Below are 20,043 nucleotides of genomic sequence, written 5' to 3'. Positions count from 1 at the left end.
TGTTTTTTTATGCAATAAACTTTTATTGATTATTGTACCATTACTTTTTGTGCAGCTGAAATACCTTTTTCGGTTTGGATCGCAACTACATAAACACCTGAAGTTAAATCAGAGATGTTGATTTCCTGATAGAAGTTTTGGCCTCCGCTAGCAGCGTTTACAGTCTTTACAATTTGACCGGTAATGCTCATGATTTGAACTTGTGCGTTATTACTAGAATTCTTTACGAATACGGTCATTATATCACCTTCAGTTTTAATCTGAGAAATTTCAGCTAAACTTAAATTGTTTACACTTGAAGCGAAGTCAAAAGTGAAATCTTTACATAATTGTTTGTTTTGATCCTGATTGGTATATAATACCGGAGGAGCCGCAACAATTACAACACCATTTAAAGATGCACAAAGATTATGCGTTCCAGCAGTAGTAGAAGCACCCCATGCACTTGTCAATACAACGTTTTGTGTTGCATTTGGAGCTAATGCAACGGCTAAATTTTTAACCCATGCTGTTCCGTTTGGATCTGTAAGCGGTGTTCCATCAAGAGTAACCCCATAAGATACTTGAGCCCCACTTGGGAAAGTTACAGCTGGATCATTGTTTTGAATTTCAATTTCAATAGTTGTTAAAACGTTTCCGTTTCCAGTACCATCAATGTATACTGTTCCTGTAGGTTGAATAAAAGAATTTACCGATAAGTTGGTTGGAGTTCCCTGAGAAAATCCAGTAGCACCAAGACCTAAGGATAAAGCAAAAAGTAGAAGTTTTTTCATAAGTTATTTCTTAATAATAGTTCGTAAATTAATTTGGGCTCTAAATTAGGGAAAAGTAATTAAATCTTAAATTATTTTTTACCTCGGGTTAAAAGTGAGGTAAGGTGCACGTTTATAAAGGTTTAATTCGTAAAGGTGTAGAATGAATTAAACCTGAATTAAAGTATTGAGTTCATCAATGATTCGCTTGGAGATTTTATGGAAATATCTTTTGTTTTCATAACCTTTAATCCACTGAACTCCATGAATCGCATTTGACACAAAAACCTCTTCGGCCTGATCCAAAGCATTTACACCTACCGGAGTTTCCAATACTTCCAGGCCGAGTTTAGGGGCCAGTGCCAATATATTTTGACGCATAATTCCCGGTAAACAGCCTTCTGAAAGAGGAGGGGTGATCAGCCTTTTGTGAATGATCATGAAAATATTTGAACTAATTGTTTCGCAAACGAGTCCTTTGGAATTCAGGATAATTAGGTCATCAACTTGTTTTCTGGTTTTAGCTAAACCAGCTTTGACAAAGAGTAAGGCATTCGCGGATTTTAAACCATTGAAAGCATGAATGGGTTTGAAAATTTCGTCAAACACACCTATAGATAATCCCGATTCATTTAGCTGATAACTGTCAATATCCGGAGTGGTCTCCAATACAACAGAAACCTCGTTGGTCTCCGGGGTATAAAAACCACCATCATTTCTAAACACTGTAATTCTTAAACGTGCGCCTTCTTTTAAACGATTTCGAACCAGTAAGCGTTTGATTTCTTCATTTAAAACCGTTTTTAGTAATTGGTCGTTCCATGTATATTCTAATATTTCCATACCAGAATACAAACGTTGCAGATGCGCTTCCAAAAACAACGGAAGTCCGTTGACACATTTCACGGTTTCAAATAAGGCATCACCATATCTAAATGCGCGATTGGCTACAGATAAAATTGCAGCATCTTTTTGAAGTAATTTACCGTTTAAACTGATATAACCGCTCATTTCAAATGATTTAAAATAAACTCAATAGATTCATTGGGCTGGATCAGAAATCCAGAAACATCCACTTTTTTTGCTGCAATAATATCGCGCTCACTATCCCCAATCATAAAGCTTTGTTTGGGATCAATGTTATATATCGCAATGGCTTTTTCTAGCATCAGAGAATTCGGTTTGCGATCTAACGATTTTCCAATAGCATCGTGATGTGGAGAATAGAAAATATCCGTAAGTTGGATATCATGAGTATTTAGTTCTTCCCTCAGATATTGATGTACTTTTTCTACGTCTTTATGCGAATAGATTTCTTTAGCAATTCCACCTTGATTGGTAATCACGATAAGCTGATAACCTAAATCCTGAGCCCTTTTTAACGTTGAGGGTACAGATGGTAAAATTTCAAAATCTTCAACCTTATAGGTGTATGTCCCACGTTCTTTATTAATTACACCATCCCTGTCCAAAAAGAGCGCTTTGTTTTTTGAGATCATGAGAAAACGCCAAGAATTTGTTGAAAGAAGTTCACTACTAAAGCAGGTTTAAATGCGATAGTCGCTACTACTCCGAATAGTGCACCAAAATAATGGGCATCATGTCCGATCCCATCATTAATTCCTTGTTCAGCCATACGCTTTTCATACCATATGTATAGTACCCCAAATACAATAGCTGGAATTGGAATTACAATCATAAAGCCTAACATGCTTGTTGGATACATCAGAATATATGAAAACAGTACTGCTGATACAGCCCCTGAAGCCCCAATAGAACGATAGTAAGGATTGTTCGCTTCTTTCTTTAATGTGGGTAGAGAAGATGCGATAATCCCACCGAAATAAAGAACCAAATAATAGAATGTCCCAATCTGACCAAAGAAAGCTTCAAAGGAAGATTCCACGGCACCACCAAATTGCCATAGTACAAACATATTGACTAATAGATGCATCCAGCTACCGTGCAAGAAAGCGTGCGTGACGATTCTATAATGCTGTTTTCTATGAGAAACCAGGTATGGATCAAACAAGTATTTATTAAATAAATCTCGATTGTTAAATGCCGGAATGGAAAGTAACGCAGTGGCTCCGATGATGAGAAAAGTGATCATTCTATTTTAAATTATGGATTGTATTGAACTACCTTTTGGTTGATTTTTCCAAATATAGAAGCATTGTTTTGATCAAACATTTCAATTTCAATTTGATCGCCATAAGTCATAAATGGAGTAGAAGGCTTACCATCAGCGATAATTTCCAAACATCTTACTTCGGCCAAACAACTTGAGCCTGTTGGACTCCCTTGATTGGCTACTGTACCTGATCCAATTACCGTTCCGGCCATTAACGACCTGGATTTTGCAGCATGCGCAATGAGCTGTCCGAAATTAAATGTCATATCTACTCCCGCATTTGGAGTCCCAATTTTTTGACCATTTAAGGTGGAAACCAAAGGCAAATGTACCTTTCCTTCTTTCCACGAATCTTCCAGTTCGTCCGGTGTTACTGCAACCGGTGAAAATGAGGTCCATGGTTTAGATTGGTAAAATCCAAATTGTTTGTGTAATTCTTGCGGAATCAAGTTTCTTAAAGAAACGTCATTTACAATCGCGATGAGTTTGATATGATCCAGAGCCTTTTCTGCCGAAACTCCCGCAGGAACATCATCAGTAATCACGGCTACTTCAGATTCGAAGTCGATACCCCATTCATCGTTTTCAATTTCAATATCGTCAGTAGAACCAATGAAAGCATCACTTGCGCCCATATACATCAGAGGATCGGTCCAAAATGTATCCGGTAATTCCGCGTTTCTCGCTTTACGTACCAATTCCACATGTGTTACATATGCACTGCCATCTGCCCAGTGATATGCCCTTGGGATAGGCGCCATAGTTTGTGTTACATCAAAATCAAATACATCGGATAATTCGTCAGAATTTAATTTTTGAGAAACTTCTTGTAATTGTGGTTCAACTTCGGCCCATCTGTCCATTGCATCTTGCATTGTTGAAGCAATGTGAGCTACAGAAACAGCTTTGGTCATAGTCTTATTGACTACGACCAATTGTCCATCTCTGGTATTATTTTTAACTGTTGCTAATTTCATGGATTAAAAATCTTTCAGTGGATCAAGGGAATTTTGGATATTTCTGGAAATCAGGATCACGCTTATCCAGGAATGCTTGTTTTCCTTCCTGAGCTTCTTCCATCAAATAATACATCATAGTTGCATCACCAGCGAACTCCATCATTCCGTGCTGTCCATCTAATTCTGCATTTAGTGCACGTTTAAGCATTCTAATCGCCATTGGACTACGTTTCATAATGGTTTTACACCATTCAACCGTAGTATCTTCCAGATCAGCAAGAGGAACTACTTTGTTGACCATACCCATTTTTTCAGCTTCAGCAGCAGTGTATTGTTCACATAAGAACCATATTTCACGTGCTTTTTTCTGTCCAACGTGGCGTGCCAAATAATTTGAACCGAATCCGCCATCAAAACTTCCTACTTTAGGACCTGTTTGTCCAAATCGTGCATTATCAGAAGCAATGGTCAGGTCACAAACTACGTGTAAAACGTGTCCACCACCGATGGCATAACCATTTACCATAGCAATTACTGGTTTAGGTAATGAACGAATCGCTTTATGTAAATCCAATACATTTAGTCTTGGAACTCCGTCTTTTCCAACGTATCCACCAATTCCTTTTACGTTTTGGTCTCCACCTGAACAAAATGCTTTGTCGCCAATTCCAGTTAAAACCACAACTCCAATTTTCGGATCTTCTCTAGCGATCGTCATCGCATCTAGCATATCCATATTGGTTTGTGGTCTAAAAGCATTATATACTTCCGGACGGTTGATTGTGATTTTTGCAATACCTTCAAAAAAGTCGAAATAAATGTCTTCGTATTCTTTGATGGTGGTCCATTCTCTATTTGCCATTGATTTAAATTTATGGTGAATAATATGTTTCAATCAGTTGATCATATGATCAATTGATAAGATTCTTAAAATATTGTTTTAAAATTTCTGCATTTTGGATTTGTGGTGTGGTAATTTCTAAAATACCAGCCTGATCAGACGTTGAAAGTATTTTAAATTGTTCTTCTACCATATCCAAATTTGACGCGCAAAGATAATTAACGTCAAAACCTAAAGCAATGTGTTCAACACTGTTTTTCTGGTGCGTTTCAAAGTGATTCTCTAATTGACCGGTACTATTTGGTCCGTCAATAAATCTAAAGATTCCTCCACCTGCATTATTGATTACAATAACCTTGATGTTTTGAGGGATATGTCTATGCCACCACGCATTGGTGTCGTAGAAAAAAGACAAATCTCCAACGATTAGGTATACTTGTTTGCTACTGGCAATGGCATTACCCACTGCAGTGGAAACGATTCCATCAATACCACTGGTTCCACGGTTACATTTAAACTCCAAATTGTTTTTCCAATCCAATAGTTGGGCATATCTGACCGGGGTACTATTGGCTAAATGCACAATACTATCGTCCGGAATTAATTGACTGATTTTATGAATGACTGTTAAATCAGAATAAGGTGCTTTTGCGATATAATTCGTATGCGCTTGTTGTCTCGACAGGTCCAGGTTTATCCAGTGTTTAACCCAATCGGAAGACTCTGAATTTACATTTTTTGCAAACGCTTTTAAAAATACAGAAGGTGTATACTCTACATGATGTGTGAGACATTGATACGTATTGAGTGGAGGAGAGGTACGCTGAATATGAATATGATTTTTAGGTTGATACGATCTTAAGACTGATTTAATTCTTTTGGAAACTACATTTCCACCAAACGTAATCAGTATATCCGGCTGAAATGATTCTTTTTCCTCTTCAGAAAAAGGTGTAATCAAACGATCAATATTCTTAACAACTCCCGGTATTTCAATGTTGGAGGTAGTTTCAGAAAGGATGAGTGCGTTTGGGGATAACCCTTGGAGCGACTCCTTTAATTCCGTATCCGCATCCATTTGTCCGATAAGAATCATTCTCTTTTCCGCATGATTCCAAAGATTGAGAATTAACTGCACATCATCATTGGAAACTTCTTCCGCGATTTGAATTGTTTTTGAGGAGTCCACATTCGGCTGATATTCTTCACTATCATATAGCGGTTCTTCAAAGGGCATATTTAAATGAACGGGACCTCCATTGGAAAGCATATTTGGTTTTGAAAATCGTAGTGCAGCTTGGATGCGATCCATATTTTCCTGTTCATCTTCTTTGTTTTGAGGCGCTTCGTGTAATTCCGCTGAATATAAAATATGATTTGAAAAAACGTTTTTCTGTCGAATGGTTTGACCATCTCCCTGATCAATTAAATACGCAGGACGATCTGCAGATAATACGATCAGAGGAATATGACGGTAATAAGCTTCCGCAATTGCAGGATAATAATTTAACAATGCAGAACCGGAGGTACAAACCAATGCTACCGGTTGTTTTGTTTCGTCTGCAATTCCTAAAGCAACGAATGCTGCTACGCGCTCATCCGGAACAGAGAGACAAGTATATTTATCGTGTGAAGTAAAACCTAAAATCATTGGGGCATTTCTGGACCCCGGAGAAATAACAATGTGTTGAACACCTTTTTGCCAAAGTTTATCTAGAAGCTGTTGAACACTTTTTTTATTTGTTGTTATCAATTTATAGCAATAAAAAGTTCAAAAAAAGGTCCGATGAATTACTAGAGAACGTTCAACAATGTTTGTGCTTTAAGCATTGTTTCTTCCCATTCTTTTTCTACATCAGACTTTGAGGTGATTCCACCACCAACGTACAAAGCTAGTTTCTTTGGGTGTATTTGCATACATCTTAAATTCACAAATAATTCTAATTCTTTATCTGCATGTATCCAACCCAAATATCCTGTGTAATAGGTGCGGTCATAAGATTCAATTTCTGAGATGTATTGTTGTGCTTTTTCTAAGGGTAACCCACAAACGGCTGGGGTAGGATGTAAAGCATTCGCACATTGTAAAGCGGATTTAAAATCAACCTGACCTTTGGATGAGATTAATGTTCTAAGATGAACAACCGGACCGGCATGAACTGTTTCTCTGGCTTTAGTGATAATGGGAATTTTGAGGTCCGCAAATGTGCGTTCAATATATTGCGTGACGTATTCGTGTTCTTCAATTTCTTTTTGTGTCCATAGCGGCAAAACGTTCAAATCAGATTTTTGTGTGCCGGCCAAAGACATAGTTGAGATCATTTGATTTTTCCAACTGAGTAAAGTTTCGGGAGTGGCTCCCATCCAAATGCCTGAACTTTGGTGTTGAAGTAGGTAGGTGAAGGTTTTTTTGTGGTTTTTTCTAAGGCTAATCAAATAATTCGATAAATCTAAATTATTTGATTTTATGTGTGTTGTGATTCTTGAGAAGATGAATTTATCTAACCCTGCTGTTCCCATGTTTTTGATCCCTTTTCCAAGGTCATTTACGTATTGATCCTTAGAAATCTCTTCAATTTCTTCACTAATTTCAATTTTAGGAGCTGACTTAAGCGTTTGAATTTCTTCCAAATTGTGATCGTTAAGCTCTGAAGAGTTGAAGCAAAAATGTGATTGGATTCTGATTTCCGGAGTCGCTTTCGATACCTTAAAGGGATGAAAAATAAACTCCGAATCGGTACGAAGATCAGAATCCGGATTTTCAATAACGAGTTGAAAATCTTGTTTTCCAGGATAACTAAATACAACGAAGTTTAAATTTTTATCTAAACAGATATTTACGATCTTCTGAAATAGACTCATATGTCCGTCTTTATAAATTTAATTTTTTGATTCAGGTTGGAGGTTGAAATCGATGCAATATAGCATCCGGAGTTTAGGTGACTCACATCAATAAATGATGTTCCTATATCCATCAGTTCGGTTGAACTCATTATTAAACGGCCTGTAATATCATAAATGTAAACAGTGGTTGTTTGTTGATTGGATAAATTAAAGTCAATGTTTAAAACCTCTCTAACCGGATTAGGATAGACTTTGAGAGATTCAACAAATGGCTGTGTGGTATCCGGAGGCGCACAACCCTGAGAAGATGGCAGAAGTTTTCTGCTGGTATTTAAAGTGCCTAACATTCTGTTTTTTTGACCATAGGTAAATGCAGTTTGACATTGATCGTAGGTGTAATCCATGTAATTGACCCACATATCTCCATTTGGGCCGTTATTACAAGATAAGACCACGGTGTTTGGGCATTTAGAATTGGATTTTTCCTGTGGAGGTGTGTCAGCAATGCCATCATCATATTGACAACCATCTTGTGGCCCCCAAACGTGTTGCAAGTTGAGCCAGTGACCGATTTCATGAACCAATGTTCGCCCCATGTTAAAAGGTGCTGGAATATAGGATTTGTCCCCACAAACTTTGTAGTTCAAAACGACTCCGTCATAATTGGGTTGAGCTTCTCCAGGTAGATAGGTAAATCCTAATAAAGTGTCTGTGATTTCACAAACCCAGATGTTCAAATAGTATCGCGGATCCCAAATTTGAGAACCACCCTGCGTAGGTCTATAGTATTTATTAGTATTCCCAATATTTGGAATATCTGTTTGTTGTCTAATAATACCATTTGTTGGCTGACCATCTGGCTTTTGAGTGGCCAAACAAAATTCAATTTCAGTATCGGCTGAAATGGATTTAAATCTTTGAGGCGTGAGGATCGTATCGGCATTTTGACGTCTGAAGTCTCTATTGAGCACATCTAATTGTGCCATAATTTGATCATCAGGAAGATTCTGATCCTCATTGGCATATAATACATGAAAAACCACAGGAATGGTAATGACCGATTGTACTTGAGGATATTGAGAAGTATATTTCAGCCATTGTTGAAGTTCCTGTTCGTTTTGATTGATGAGCTCATTAATTTCAGGATGAGCTTTTCGAATCGAGTCACTATGCTGTTGCTGGCTGCACTTGTGAATATGAGATGATGTCTGGGCAAAACCACCTAAAACTGAAAAAAATAAAATCAAGCTGACATAGACACTCTGCATGGTTCAAAAATATGAGTATTCAAGGGCGCATACAATATTTGTAACTGTCATTATTCTGTAAATTTTCAAAATGGGAATGGATAAATGATATTGGACAGAAATAATGCGTACATAAACATTTAAATTTGTGAAAAATCAAAAACTATGGCAGACCGTATTTTAATCGTTGAAGATGAACCGTCATTATATGAAGCTTTAAAACTGAACCTGGAACTTGAAGGTTATAATGTAACCGTTGCTGTGGATGGGGAACAGGCGTTAGAAAAGTTTAAGGCTGGACATTTTCATTTGATTATCTTGGATGTCATGATTCCTAAGATTGATGGGTTTGTGGTTTGTGAAACCATTAGATTGGAGAATTCTAAAGTGCCGATTATGTTCTTGTCTGCGAAGAACAGTGCAGAAGATAAGATCAATGGATTAAAGACCGGAGCAGATGATTATATGGCTAAGCCATTTAATTTGGAGGAGTTTTTACTTCGTGTGAATTTATTGGTGAAAAGAGGCCATGAATTGTCGGATTCGCAGTTGGAAAACTTTGATAACTTTGAGTTTGGAGGGAATAAAGTTGATTTTTTAAGTTTTGAAATTGAGACCTGGAATGGGGAACAAAAAACGCTTTCCAAACGTGAAATGAAGCTATTGAAGTTGTTGATTGAAAAGCGGGGGAAAGTGGTTTCAAGAGAAGAAATCCTACAGAAAATCTGGGGGTATGATGTATTCCCATCTACCAGAACAATTGATAATTATATTCTGGCGTACCGTAAGTATTTTGAAAAAAATCAAAGACAACCAGAACATTTCTTTTCGGTACGTGGTGTAGGGTATAAGTTTGAATCTGAAGATTAAAAGCCAAAAATTAGCGATTCATAACCTGGTCGTTGGTGCATTTAAAACTCCTGTTAACTTTGCTTGCGAGGTTTAAATCATCATATGAAAACATATCTACGATTATTATTCATTAGTGCGCTCATTTGGAATGTAAATGATGCATTCGCTCAACAATATTCCCGAGCATCTAACCAAACGATCACCTATGATGCGTTAATTCATCAGTATCAAAAACTTTCAAATCGATATCAAACATGTGATCTGATTACTTTTGGGGAGACCGATTCAGGAAGGTCGTTGCATCTGTTTTTAATAAATGGTGATAGTGCTTTTTATCCTGAAGCTTTACAACAGAAGACGATTATTTTGATCCAAAATGGAATTCATGCAGGCGAGCCATGTGGTATTGATGCGAGTTTGGAATGGGCAAAATCTACCATTGAGAATAATAAGATCCCTGAAAATGTCGTGATCGGAATTATCCCAGTGTATAATGTTGGAGGTATGTTAAATCGCGGGTGTTGTAGCCGAGCCAATCAGAATGGTCCGGAAACACATGGGTTTAGAGGAAATGCCAGAAATCTGGATTTAAATCGTGACTATATCAAGAACGATAGTAAAAATGCAACTTCATTTACGCGCTTATTTCATTGGTTGAAACCGCATATTTTTATAGATACGCATACCTCAAATGGTGCGGATTATGAGTACACCATGACGTTATTATCTCCAAGAAAAGAACGTCTGGACGCTCATTTGAGTCAGTTTTTGGTAGGAAAGTTAGAGCCGTACATTTACGATAATTTTAAACCTTTAACTCCATATGTAAATGTTTTTGGTACCACACCGAACAATGGAATTCATGCGTTTAATGATTTACCTAGATTTTCCACCGGCTATGTATCTTTATTCAACTGTATCGGTTTTACTACCGAAGCACATATGTGGAAACCCTATGATGATCGTGTGGAGGCGACCAAAAAGTTTATTGATTTAATTGCTACGTTCTCAAATGCAAATTCTAAAGAAATTATTCAAAACAAAAGAACTTCGGATACGGAATTACCAATGCCTTTCGAAGCGGTGAATTTGAAACTGGATACTACCAGATTTGATATGATTCCATTCAAATCATACAAAGCGGAATATCGATATAGTGAAATTTTGGGGAGAAAGCAATTGTATTACGATAGAAACGCTCCTGAAGAAATATCTATTAAGTATTACAATTACTTTGATAAAGTAGATGAGATTCAAATACCAAAGTATTATGTAGTCTCTGCGGCCTGGGGAGATGTGATTGATCGTCTGAAAAGAAATCAGATTCAAATGATGCTTTTGGAACAAGATTCCGTGATGGATGGCGTGGGAATGTTTATCAAATCCTATAAAAGTAAGCGAACTCCATACGAAGGACATTTTTTACATTCTCATGTAGAGGTGACGGATTCTGTGATTCAAATGACATTTAAGAAAGGAGATTATATTATTCCAACGGGACAGGCTGGGTGGAGATATTTAATTAATGTTTTGGAACCTAAATCTGAGGATAGTTTTTTTGCGTGGAATTTTTATGATGAAATTGTGCAGCAAAAAGAATGGTATTCAGCCTATGTCTTTGAACCGTATGCACAGCAAATGTTAGAAGAAGATCCGTTGCTGCAAATGGAATATGATCAAATGATGGCTAAGGATAAAAGATTTTCTGAGAGTGGAGATTACAGACTATATTGGTTGTATAAAAAATCACCATATTATGAACCATCGCATAACCGATTACCGATCCTTAAGATTTTATAATGAATCGAAATAGAATTCTACTACTTTGCTTTTTGGGGGTGTTTTTCTGGACTCAGAATAGTCTGGGACAATTTACCCGACACTGGAACGAAAGTTTTAGTACCAAAGCGGCATTGCTTTCCGGAGCAGTAGTAGGAGGATATGCTGATGAGACATCAATTTACTATAACCCGTCCATATTAAGAGATAGCAATGAAAGTAGCTTTACCTTTTCGAATGGCCTGGTTAAGTTTGATATGGTGCGTTATGAGAATGCAATGGGCGAAGGTTTGGATGTGCAAAACTGGGAGCCAACGGTAGCTTCTGGGTTTATATCTGTGGGCTTATATCCAAAAGATAAATTTGGATTGGTTTGGAAAGCCGCTGTGTTTAATAAAACCAATTTCGATAATAGTTTTTCCGGGGAACACCGTACACAGTTTGATGTATATCAGAATATCCCGGGGAATGAACAGTATTTGGGAAAGGTGAGTTCTCGAAGAGAGTATAATGATTATTGGTATGGGCTGGGAGTGGCGAAATTCTTTAATTCTCGTTTTTCTGTTGGAGCCAGTTTTTTCGCACGAAATTCGAATCTAAGATACAATGCCAGAAAACAAGTTGAGGTCACTTCTCGAGATACTGTAGATAATTCTGAAATGGTATCAGTGAATAATTCCACCTCTTATATTAAAGGTTACTGCTGGCGGGCTACAATTAAAGTTGGAGCGAATTACGCGATAAATGATAGAGTGAAAGTAGGTTTGGTATTTACCTCGCCATCTATGTTTGTTTTTGGTAGTGCGGATGCAGCAAGTAATATATCCTATGTAAATGTACTGAATAAGGATAATACTGAGTTCTTGCCGGATTATATGTACGATGAAGTAGGAAGTAATTTGGGTTTTAAAATTAAGGATCCGATGTCTATTGCGATGGGGGTGGATTATAGATATAATAAATTTTACCGTTGGAATCTAACGATGGAATGGTTTGCCGGATTAAAACCGTATAGATTGGTGGATGAGCGTCAGGGAAACGTGGAAACCACCGTTACGGAAAATGTGGAGCAACAAGATGAGTTTTTGTCTTTTGCCGCTGGTGGGAACAGTATTTTAAATATCGCAATAGGAATGGAGAAGTTTTTACCAAATAACAGATCGTGGTTATTTGGCTTTAAAACAGATTTCGATGCACTCAATAACTTTGATTATAAAGAATTGGCACCTCTAAATAAGCTGTTAAATGCAAAGACCGATTACTATCATTTTTCTGCGGGAAAAAACTTTGCGTTCTTGAACTTTGATGTCCTGTTTGGAATTGAATATTCTTTTTCCAGAGCAAAAAATCAACCTGCATTCGCGAACTTCACACCGCCTATTCATGTAGAATCAGAAACACCATATAAATTAGAAGGTGTTCAGCAGAATAATATGAATTTTAAAGGCGATGCCATCATATTATTTGTCGGATTGACTTTGAGGAAATAGCTTATTCCTTTTCCATTAGAACCACACTTTCTACGTGTGCGGTATGTACAAACTGATCTACAATACTGATTTTTTGAATGACATAACCGGCCGCGGTGAATTCCTGTAAATCTCTGGCTTGTGTAGCTGGGTTACAGGAGATATACACTACGCGAGAAGAGTTTAATTCAATGATTCTTTTTAGTGCTTTAGGAGTAATCCCTGATCTGGGTGGATCGAGAATTACGGTCTTAATATTGTTTTTGTATTCCGGGTGTTCGTTTAAGAAATTCTTGACATCGGCTGCAAAGAATCCCAGATTTTGCAACCCATTCTTTTGGGCATTTTTTGTGGCATCCTCAATGGCCTTTTTGATGATATCCACCCCAATGACACGTACATTTCCCTCGGCCTGGTTGGCAACCAATTGTCCAATGGTACCTGTTCCACAAAAAAGATCTACGATAGTATCCTGATCGGTGAAATTTTGATTTAAGAACGTATAGTCAATGGCTTTTTGATACAATAGTTCTGCAGATTGTGGATTTGGTTGAAAAAAGCTACCAATACTCACATCAAACTTAAGATCATGAATTTTTTCTTCTAAACGATCTTCACCGTAAATGACTTTTGAGATCAAACTTTCATCCTGTGTACGATCTCCCTGTCCATCATTCAAAGTATGGATGACTCCTGCCAAACGATCTCCTACTATATCCTTTAACAATTGAATGAATCCTTCAACATCAAACTGGTCTAAATGTGAAGAGCTTGTAGTGAGTTTGTATAGAATTTTGTCACTATAAAAACTCTTTCGAACAGTCAGGTATCTGTAAAAACCATGATGTCTTACCGGATGCCAGGCAGGTAACCCCGAGTTTTCACACCATTGACGAATCGTTTGAACGCCATTTTCGATTTGGGCATCAAATAGTCCGGAATCCGCGTTTAAATTATCCACCACACGCCATTGCCCGCGATGTTTAAACCCTAAACCAAATTCATCAATATCAGTTTTCTCTTTTTCATCCCATATAATGGTGGAAAAAGAATATTCCATTTTGTTGCGATAATGCCAGTCAGAAGGGGAAGCGATAAATTCATCAAATAACTCTTCGGTATTCTGTACATCACCTAATCTTTGAAGTACATCTAATGTACTTTTTTTCTTATGCGCCTGTTGTTTAGCTACTGGCCATGTCGCATACGGTGCGCCAGGTATAGCTTGATATGGAATCTCATATTCGTCTTCAGATGGTTTGACGATCTCCGTAACTTTTGCTTCCGCGTATTTTCTTTTTTTCTTAATGATTCGTGCTTTAACCGTTTGTCCGGGAAAAGTATTTAGTACAAAAAACACATAATCTCCATCTTCGGTTTTAACTTTTGATATTCCTTTTCCTCCAAATGCCAAATCTGAAATTTGAAGTTCGATAATGTGTCCTTTTTTAATCTTTTTGATATCCATACCGTTTCATTAAGAGCCTGCAAATTTATTGATAATTCTAAGTCGAAAAATAGCAATGTTAAGATCGATTGAAATTTCTCTTTTGACAGATGATTTATAATCGCATGGCAAATTTTTGAGCTATAAAGTCATTGATTTGATTGTGGAATAATGATTTCGAAATAAGGTTTTGTGAAGTAGTATTTTATGATATGTAAATATTGTTGGTTGTTGTGATTTAATGTATTTTCAGTTTTAAGTTTTGAGTAAGTGAGTTGGAAACCTGTGTTTTTAAAGATTTTAGCAATCTGTTTCATTAAACTTTCAATAGGTGTTAGTGTGTTGTAATTCATGCTTTTCGAGTGTTTGGGCTGTCTATATTTGCGCCACGTATGAAAGCACCACACCACCTATTAAGCACATTCATTGTGCTGGCTCTTTCATTCACCTACGCAAAAGCAATCTCCCCAGATTGGCGTATGGAATTGAATTATGGAGCCGATATCACCTCCAATAATGTTGGAGGAAGTAATTCTTGTGATACTACCGTATATGTCGATATGGACTTATGTGCGGGTTCACCTTTAACAATAAATAATCAAACAGTTTATAGTAGTGGATTGTATACCGATTCTTTGGTTTCAGCCGGAGGATGTGATAGTATAGTGGTATACAATGTTTTGTTTAAACCCCATTATTTTTATTACACGCAAGACTCCATTTGTAATGGAGATAGTATGTTGTTAGGCCATGAATGGAGAAAGTCTCCGGGATTGTATTTCGATACGTTAACATCAACTTTTGGTTGTGATAGTGTAATGGGGGTTTATCTTTCTTATAAGGACAGTACGCAAGTACATCAAACAATTTACAAATGTGTGGATGATTCGGTTTTGGTTAGGGGAGAGTGGTTTTCAAATCCCGGACTTTATTACGACACCGTATATAGTACTACAGTATGCGATTCCTTTTTTGTAACAAAAATTATAAATTACCCAACACCATCCGTACAAGCGGTTGCTTCTCATAGTATGATTTGCGCAGGTGACTCGGTGACTTTGCAGGCCATTGGAAATGGTACGATGATTTGGAATACCGGAGATACCGGAACTTTCACTTTAGCCCCTCAAGCTTCAATGGATTATTTTGTTACCATAGAAGATGCCAGTGGATGTGTAAATTATGATTCAACGTCTGTTTTTGTTATTCCTTTACCTCAATTATCCGTAAGTGCTCCGATAAGTTTATGTGTTGGTGATACAGTGAGTTTAAGTGCTATCGGTACCGGAACGATTTCGTGGAGCTCAGGTCATAGTAGTCCTATGCAGGTTTCACCACAACAAGATACATTTTATGTAGCGCAGGCTATAAACGGTTTTGGTTGTGAAGTGAAGGACAGTGTGGAGGTAACAGTTTTTGCAAATCCAACATTAAGTTTTTCGATTCCGGATTCGATTTGTGCCGGAGATTCGATTTTATTAAGCGGGATCTCAAATGCGAGTGTAAATTGGAATGTAGGTCCAGGAAATAATTTTTATACGAAACCGCAAACTTCGCAAACGTTTGTGGTCACTGCGCAATCCGTTCAGGGTTGTGTGACAAAAGACTCTGCAGAAGTCAGTGTATTGGCTTTGCCATCTTTAGTTATAAATCCGGTACCTCCAATTTGCGAAGGCGATGCGGCCATTTTATATGCCAATACGAATGGGCAATTGAATTGGAATGTTGGAGTAGGAAATAATATTCAATTATATCCGCAAACGACCTCTGAATATTTTGTAACCTCCACCGGAACAAATGGATGTCAAAGTAAAGATTCCATTGAGGTGATCGTACATTCGAATCCGGTCATATTTACGGCAAGTACTCCAACTATTTGTGATGGAGATTCAGTACAATTAAATGCGATATCTAATGGAGTGGTCAATTGGAATGTGGGAGTAGGGAGTTCTGTAATGGTCTCCCCGGCAACGACCACAACTTATTATGCCACAGCAACCAATGCATTTGGTTGTATAACGGAGGATAGTTCCACCGTAGTCGTAAACCCTAATCCGACTTTAAGTATTGCAGGCACCGCTCCAATATGTATGGGAGATTCGATTGATTTAATTGCAAATTCTAATGCGAACATTCAATGGAATACAGGTACAGGAAGTGTGATTCGCGTGAGTCCACAACAGAATACCATGTATTATGTGACTGCGACAGATAACTCTGGATGTATTCGTCTAGATTCGGTTGAAGTAACCGTTTGGAATTTGCCAGGTTTAAATATAGCTCCAGTCAATCCAATTTGTTTGGGAGAGTCGGCCACTATTCAGGCCAATTCAAATGAGTCATTGGTATGGAATACGGGTGCGACCAATTCGTCAATAGCGGTGAGTCCATCGGTAAATACCACTTATTCGGTAATAGCAACTGATGCAAATGGATGTGTGAACTCGGATTCGATACATTTAACTGTATGGCCAAAACCTACTTTGAATGTAAATGCTTCGGATACAATTTGTGAAGGAGATTCTGTGCTTTTGAGTGCTACGTCTAATGCTGCATCAGTCTGGGATGTTGGAGGGAATCCGGTATATGCTTCACCCACTTCATCAACGCATTATTTTGTAACCGCAACAAATAATTACGGATGTACAACTATGGATAGTACATTAATTGTAGTGCATGTAAAACCACAATTAAGTGTCAATAGTGTGGCGCCAATTTGTGTGGGGCAGTCTGTGGTACTACATGCCAATGCGACATCAGCAACCAGTGTTTCCTGGAATGCGGGGGTAGGGAATACAGTAGTGATAAATCCATCTAATTCTGGAGTATATAAAGCCACTGCAACAAGTATTCATGGATGTGAAACTTCAGATTCGGTTTGGGTTACGGTGCATCCATTGCCAACGTTAAACATCAATAACGTTACTCCAGTATGTTATGGACAGCCTGTAACGTTATCTGCTATTTCCAATGGTAATGTAACCTGGAATTTAGGTGCTGGGAATCCTACTCAGGTTACATTGGGGAATTCAACTTATGGTACCGCAACTGCGACAAATGTTCATGGATGTTCGCAAACAGATTCGGTTTATGTACAAATCTTGCCAAAGCCGTGGCTAATTGTGCAGCCATCCCAAAATGAAATTTGTATCGGAGATTCGGTGGATATTTCTGTATTTGGAAATGCACCTGTGATTTGGAATCACGGGGTGACCGGAAATATTGTGGTGACTCCACAGCAAACACAAACCTATAAAGCCATCGTTCAAAATAATCAGGGGTGTAGTGATTCCACAGAAGTTACTATTAAAGTACATGATATTCCAACATTGAATATTGGTTCAGATACTACAATTTGCGAGGGAGCAGGGGTTCTACTGAATGGAATTGGGAATGGAGCAATCACCTGGAATTCTGGAATTCCAAATGGAGCGATTGTAAAACCACAGAGTTCGACTACTTACACGGCTAAAATCGTGGATGTGAATGGTTGTGAAAATACAAAAGATCGATTTGTAAAGGTGAATCCTTTACCATTGGTGCAAATGGATGCTTTTTCGGTTGCCCAGGTTTGTTTGGATCAAACGAGTGGAATAGAATTACCGAATGCCATTCCTTTAGGCGGGATATATTCCGGAAATGGATTGCAAAATGGCAAGTTTTATCCACAGCTTGCAGGAACCGGTGAGCATACAATTTCGTATAAGATAGAAGATGGCAATGGTTGTAAAAATGAAACGTCCTCTGTAATTGAAGTTATGGTATGCACCGGGGTAAATGAAATCACAACAGATTTTATCAAAATATATCCAAATCCTGTCAATAATGTTTTACATATTGACTTAAATACGGATCGAGATGTGGCATATGAAATATTAGATTTATCCGGAAAGTCAATACAGTCGGGTGTTTGGGAAGGTTACGTTTCGCAAAATATATCAGTTTCTGAGTTTTCTGCCGGTGTTTACCTGCTCAAGACAAATGTGGAAAACCACATAAAATTCATTAAATTTATAAAATATTAAAAGGCTAACTATCTATCATTAAGGCGCTGGTCTTAATGCTTTTAACACGCTAACTACAATTACTAATTAAACACTTACTACAATGATTGATGTTTGGTATTAATAACTGTGAAATTTAGAATTTGACAGTTAACTAGCATAAAGGGGTGAAGATGATTTCTTCCCCCTTTTTTGTTTTATAAGATGCTGAGAAACGTTTAAATTCGCGCTATTGATTAAATAAAATTTTAGGTATGGCAAATACAATGGAAAAGTTAGGCTCAAAGCACTATATCGAGTTGGAAGATAAATATGGCGCACATAATTATCATCCGCTACCAGTGGTTTTGTCCAAAGGTGAAGGTGTTCACGTTTGGGATGTAGAAGGAAAGAAGTATTATGATTTTTTATCTGCTTATTCTGCAGTAAATCAGGGACATTGTCATCCTGAAATTATCGGAGCTTTAAATGAACAGGCTTCCACTTTAACTTTAACATCTCGTGCATTTTTTAACGATAAGTTAGGTGTATACGAAAAGTTTGTAACAGAATACTTTGGTTTTGAGAAGGTATTACCAATGAATACTGGTGCTGAGGCAGTAGAAACTGCGTTAAAACTGGCTCGTAAGTGGGCATACGAGAAAAAGGGAATTCCACAAAATCAGGCGAAGATTATTGTTTGTGAAAACAATTTCCACGGTAGAACGACTACGATCATTTCTTTTAGTAATGATCCGGATGCACGTCAAAACTTTGGACCATTCACAACAGGTTTTGTTCGTATTCCTTATGATGATATTGATGCGTTAAGAGAAGCTTTAAACGATCCAAATATTGCAGCGTTTTTAGTAGAGCCTATTCAAGGAGAAGCTGGGGTATATGTTCCGGGAGAAGGTTACATTACCGAAGCGGCTAAATTGTGTAGAGAGAAAAACGTATTGTTTATTGCGGATGAAGTACAGACTGGTGTAGCAAGAACTGGGAAGTTGTTAGCGGTAGACCACGAAAATGTAAAACCAGATGTTTTAATTCTGGGTAAAGCATTATCTGGTGGTGTTTATCCGGTTTCTGCAGTATTGGCAGATAAGCATATTATGGAAGTGATTCACCCGGGACAACATGGATCTACGTTTGGAGGAAATCCGGTAGCGGCTACAGTTGCAATTGCAGCCTTGAATGTAGTGAAGAATGAAAAACTAGCAGAGAACGCAGAGACTTTAGGTCAGTTATTCCGTTCTGAAATCAACAAATTGGTTGAGAAGAGCAAACTGGTATGTCAGGTAAGAGGTAAAGGGTTATTGAATGCTATTGTAATTGATGATTCTCCAAACAGTACTACGGCATGGGATATCTGTATGAAGTTGGCTGAAAACGGATTATTAGCAAAACCAACACATGGTAACATTATTCGTTTTGCGCCACCATTGGTGATGACCGAAGAGCAAATTTTAGATTGTGTTCAGATTATTAGCAATACGATTTTAGATTTCGAAAAAGCATAATTCGAAATACATTATAATGATAAAAGCCATTCTCGTTTGAGGATGGCTTTTTTTATGCGCCTACTTTTTATTGGGATTTAAAATGTAATAAAAATTTCTTTTTGGTTCCCGATTAAGTTTGCTAACTGTAAATGATGTACTCATTTTTTGAATTAATAATGAAACGGATTTGACCCTGTATTTGATGAAAATAGACTTTTTGAATGTATATTT

At 37.5% G+C, this 20,043-nt stretch carries 15 protein-coding genes; 5 read left to right on the top strand and 10 right to left on the bottom strand.

Translation table 11 applies throughout. The annotated features are described in order from the left end of the window. Positions 1-29: 29 nt before the first annotated feature. From KFE94_01615 to KFE94_01575, 9 genes are all read right to left on the bottom strand, one after another. Entirely contained in the window at positions 30-773 is a 744-nt protein-coding gene (locus tag KFE94_01615; protein UTW66839.1) for a T9SS type A sorting domain-containing protein, read from the bottom strand. A 147-nt stretch (positions 774-920) separates the two neighbouring features. Continuing rightward, the gene (locus KFE94_01610; protein ID UTW66838.1) at positions 921-1,763 is read right to left on the bottom strand and encodes an aminotransferase class IV family protein; all 843 of its coding nucleotides are present in this window, start codon (positions 1,761-1,763) and stop codon (positions 921-923) included. Beyond that, positions 1,760-2,248, bottom strand: a complete 489-nt coding sequence (locus tag KFE94_01605) for an HAD family hydrolase (protein ID UTW68188.1) — start codon at positions 2,246-2,248, stop codon at positions 1,760-1,762. The genes KFE94_01610 and KFE94_01605 overlap by 4 nt, the downstream gene beginning before the upstream one ends. Further along, on the bottom strand, positions 2,248-2,865 hold the full coding sequence (locus KFE94_01600) for a rhomboid family intramembrane serine protease (protein ID UTW66837.1): 618 nt from the start codon (positions 2,863-2,865) through the stop codon (positions 2,248-2,250). The genes KFE94_01605 and KFE94_01600 overlap by 1 nt, the downstream gene beginning before the upstream one ends. Before the next feature lie 11 nt (positions 2,866-2,876). Next, entirely contained in the window at positions 2,877-3,863 is a 987-nt protein-coding gene (locus KFE94_01595) for a fumarylacetoacetate hydrolase family protein (protein ID UTW66836.1), read from the bottom strand. 22 nt (positions 3,864-3,885) lie between these two features. Further along, positions 3,886-4,707 (bottom strand): 1,4-dihydroxy-2-naphthoyl-CoA synthase, encoded by an 822-nt coding sequence (gene menB, locus KFE94_01590; protein UTW66835.1) that lies wholly within the window; start codon positions 4,705-4,707, stop codon positions 3,886-3,888. Positions 4,708-4,756: 49 nt separating this feature from the next. Further along, the gene (menD, locus tag KFE94_01585) at positions 4,757-6,439 is read right to left on the bottom strand and encodes a 2-succinyl-5-enolpyruvyl-6-hydroxy-3-cyclohexene-1-carboxylic-acid synthase (GenBank protein UTW66834.1); all 1,683 of its coding nucleotides are present in this window, start codon (positions 6,437-6,439) and stop codon (positions 4,757-4,759) included. 41 nt (positions 6,440-6,480) lie between these two features. After that, positions 6,481-7,548, bottom strand: coding sequence for an isochorismate synthase (locus KFE94_01580; protein UTW66833.1), 1,068 nt, complete (start codon positions 7,546-7,548; stop codon positions 6,481-6,483). Beyond that, positions 7,545-8,798, bottom strand: coding sequence for a T9SS type A sorting domain-containing protein (locus tag KFE94_01575; GenBank protein ID UTW66832.1), 1,254 nt, complete (start codon positions 8,796-8,798; stop codon positions 7,545-7,547). Before KFE94_01575 ends, KFE94_01580 begins: the two co-directional genes overlap by 4 nt. A 144-nt stretch (positions 8,799-8,942) precedes the next feature. Here KFE94_01575 and KFE94_01570 point away from each other — a divergent pair, with 144 nt between their 5' ends. The 3 genes from KFE94_01570 to KFE94_01560 all read left to right on the top strand — a co-directional run bounded on the left by KFE94_01570 (position 8,943) and on the right by KFE94_01560 (position 12,898). Then, positions 8,943-9,647, top strand: coding sequence for a response regulator transcription factor (locus KFE94_01570; GenBank protein ID UTW66831.1), 705 nt, complete (start codon positions 8,943-8,945; stop codon positions 9,645-9,647). Positions 9,648-9,731: 84 nt separating this feature from the next. Beyond that, entirely contained in the window at positions 9,732-11,429 is a 1,698-nt protein-coding gene (locus KFE94_01565; GenBank protein UTW66830.1) for a hypothetical protein, read from the top strand. Then, positions 11,429-12,898, top strand: coding sequence for a hypothetical protein (locus KFE94_01560; GenBank protein UTW66829.1), 1,470 nt, complete (start codon positions 11,429-11,431; stop codon positions 12,896-12,898). Before KFE94_01565 ends, KFE94_01560 begins: the two co-directional genes overlap by 1 nt. Before the next feature lies 1 nt (position 12,899). Here the strand turns inward: KFE94_01560 and rlmD are convergent, their stop codons facing one another. Continuing rightward, a complete protein-coding gene (rlmD, locus tag KFE94_01555; protein ID UTW66828.1) occupies positions 12,900-14,345 on the bottom strand; it encodes a 23S rRNA (uracil(1939)-C(5))-methyltransferase RlmD in 1,446 nt (481 codons plus the stop codon). A gap of 371 nt (positions 14,346-14,716) precedes the next feature. Here rlmD and KFE94_01550 point away from each other — a divergent pair, with 371 nt between their 5' ends. Then, positions 14,717-18,349, top strand: a complete 3,633-nt coding sequence (locus KFE94_01550) for a T9SS type A sorting domain-containing protein (GenBank protein UTW66827.1) — start codon at positions 14,717-14,719, stop codon at positions 18,347-18,349. A 233-nt stretch (positions 18,350-18,582) separates the two neighbouring features. After that, positions 18,583-19,830, top strand: a complete 1,248-nt coding sequence (gene rocD, locus KFE94_01545; protein UTW66826.1) for an ornithine--oxo-acid transaminase — start codon at positions 18,583-18,585, stop codon at positions 19,828-19,830. The last annotated feature ends 213 nt before the right edge of the window (positions 19,831-20,043 follow it).

Source organism: bacterium SCSIO 12643, from assembly GCA_024398135.1.
Classification (GTDB): Bacteria; Bacteroidota; Bacteroidia; order Flavobacteriales_G; family Salibacteraceae; genus CAJXZP01.
The sequence above is the reverse complement of the archived record's forward strand: the minus strand, read 5'-3'. Positions and strand labels throughout refer to the sequence as shown.

Excerpts from the sequence above, each read along its gene's own strand:
- KFE94_01615 (UTW66839.1), bottom strand. The coding sequence starts at position 773 with ATGAAAAAACTTCTACTTTTTGCTTTATCCTTAGGTCTTGGTGCTACT.
- KFE94_01610 (UTW66838.1), bottom strand. The coding sequence starts at position 1,763 with ATGAGCGGTTATATCAGTTTAAACGGTAAATTACTTCAAAAAGATGCT.
- KFE94_01600 (UTW66837.1), bottom strand. The coding sequence starts at position 2,865 with ATGATCACTTTTCTCATCATCGGAGCCACTGCGTTACTTTCCATTCCG.
- KFE94_01595 (UTW66836.1), bottom strand. The coding sequence starts at position 3,863 with ATGAAATTAGCAACAGTTAAAAATAATACCAGAGATGGACAATTGGTC.
- menB (UTW66835.1), bottom strand. The coding sequence starts at position 4,707 with ATGGCAAATAGAGAATGGACCACCATCAAAGAATACGAAGACATTTAT.
- KFE94_01580 (UTW66833.1), bottom strand. The coding sequence starts at position 7,548 with ATGAGTCTATTTCAGAAGATCGTAAATATCTGTTTAGATAAAAATTTA.
- KFE94_01575 (UTW66832.1), bottom strand. The coding sequence starts at position 8,798 with ATGCAGAGTGTCTATGTCAGCTTGATTTTATTTTTTTCAGTTTTAGGT.
- KFE94_01570 (UTW66831.1), top strand. The coding sequence starts at position 8,943 with ATGGCAGACCGTATTTTAATCGTTGAAGATGAACCGTCATTATATGAA.
- KFE94_01565 (UTW66830.1), top strand. The coding sequence starts at position 9,732 with ATGAAAACATATCTACGATTATTATTCATTAGTGCGCTCATTTGGAAT.
- KFE94_01560 (UTW66829.1), top strand. The coding sequence starts at position 11,429 with ATGAATCGAAATAGAATTCTACTACTTTGCTTTTTGGGGGTGTTTTTC.
- rlmD (UTW66828.1), bottom strand. The coding sequence starts at position 14,345 with ATGGATATCAAAAAGATTAAAAAAGGACACATTATCGAACTTCAAATT.
- KFE94_01550 (UTW66827.1), top strand. The coding sequence starts at position 14,717 with ATGAAAGCACCACACCACCTATTAAGCACATTCATTGTGCTGGCTCTT.
- rocD (UTW66826.1), top strand. The coding sequence starts at position 18,583 with ATGGCAAATACAATGGAAAAGTTAGGCTCAAAGCACTATATCGAGTTG.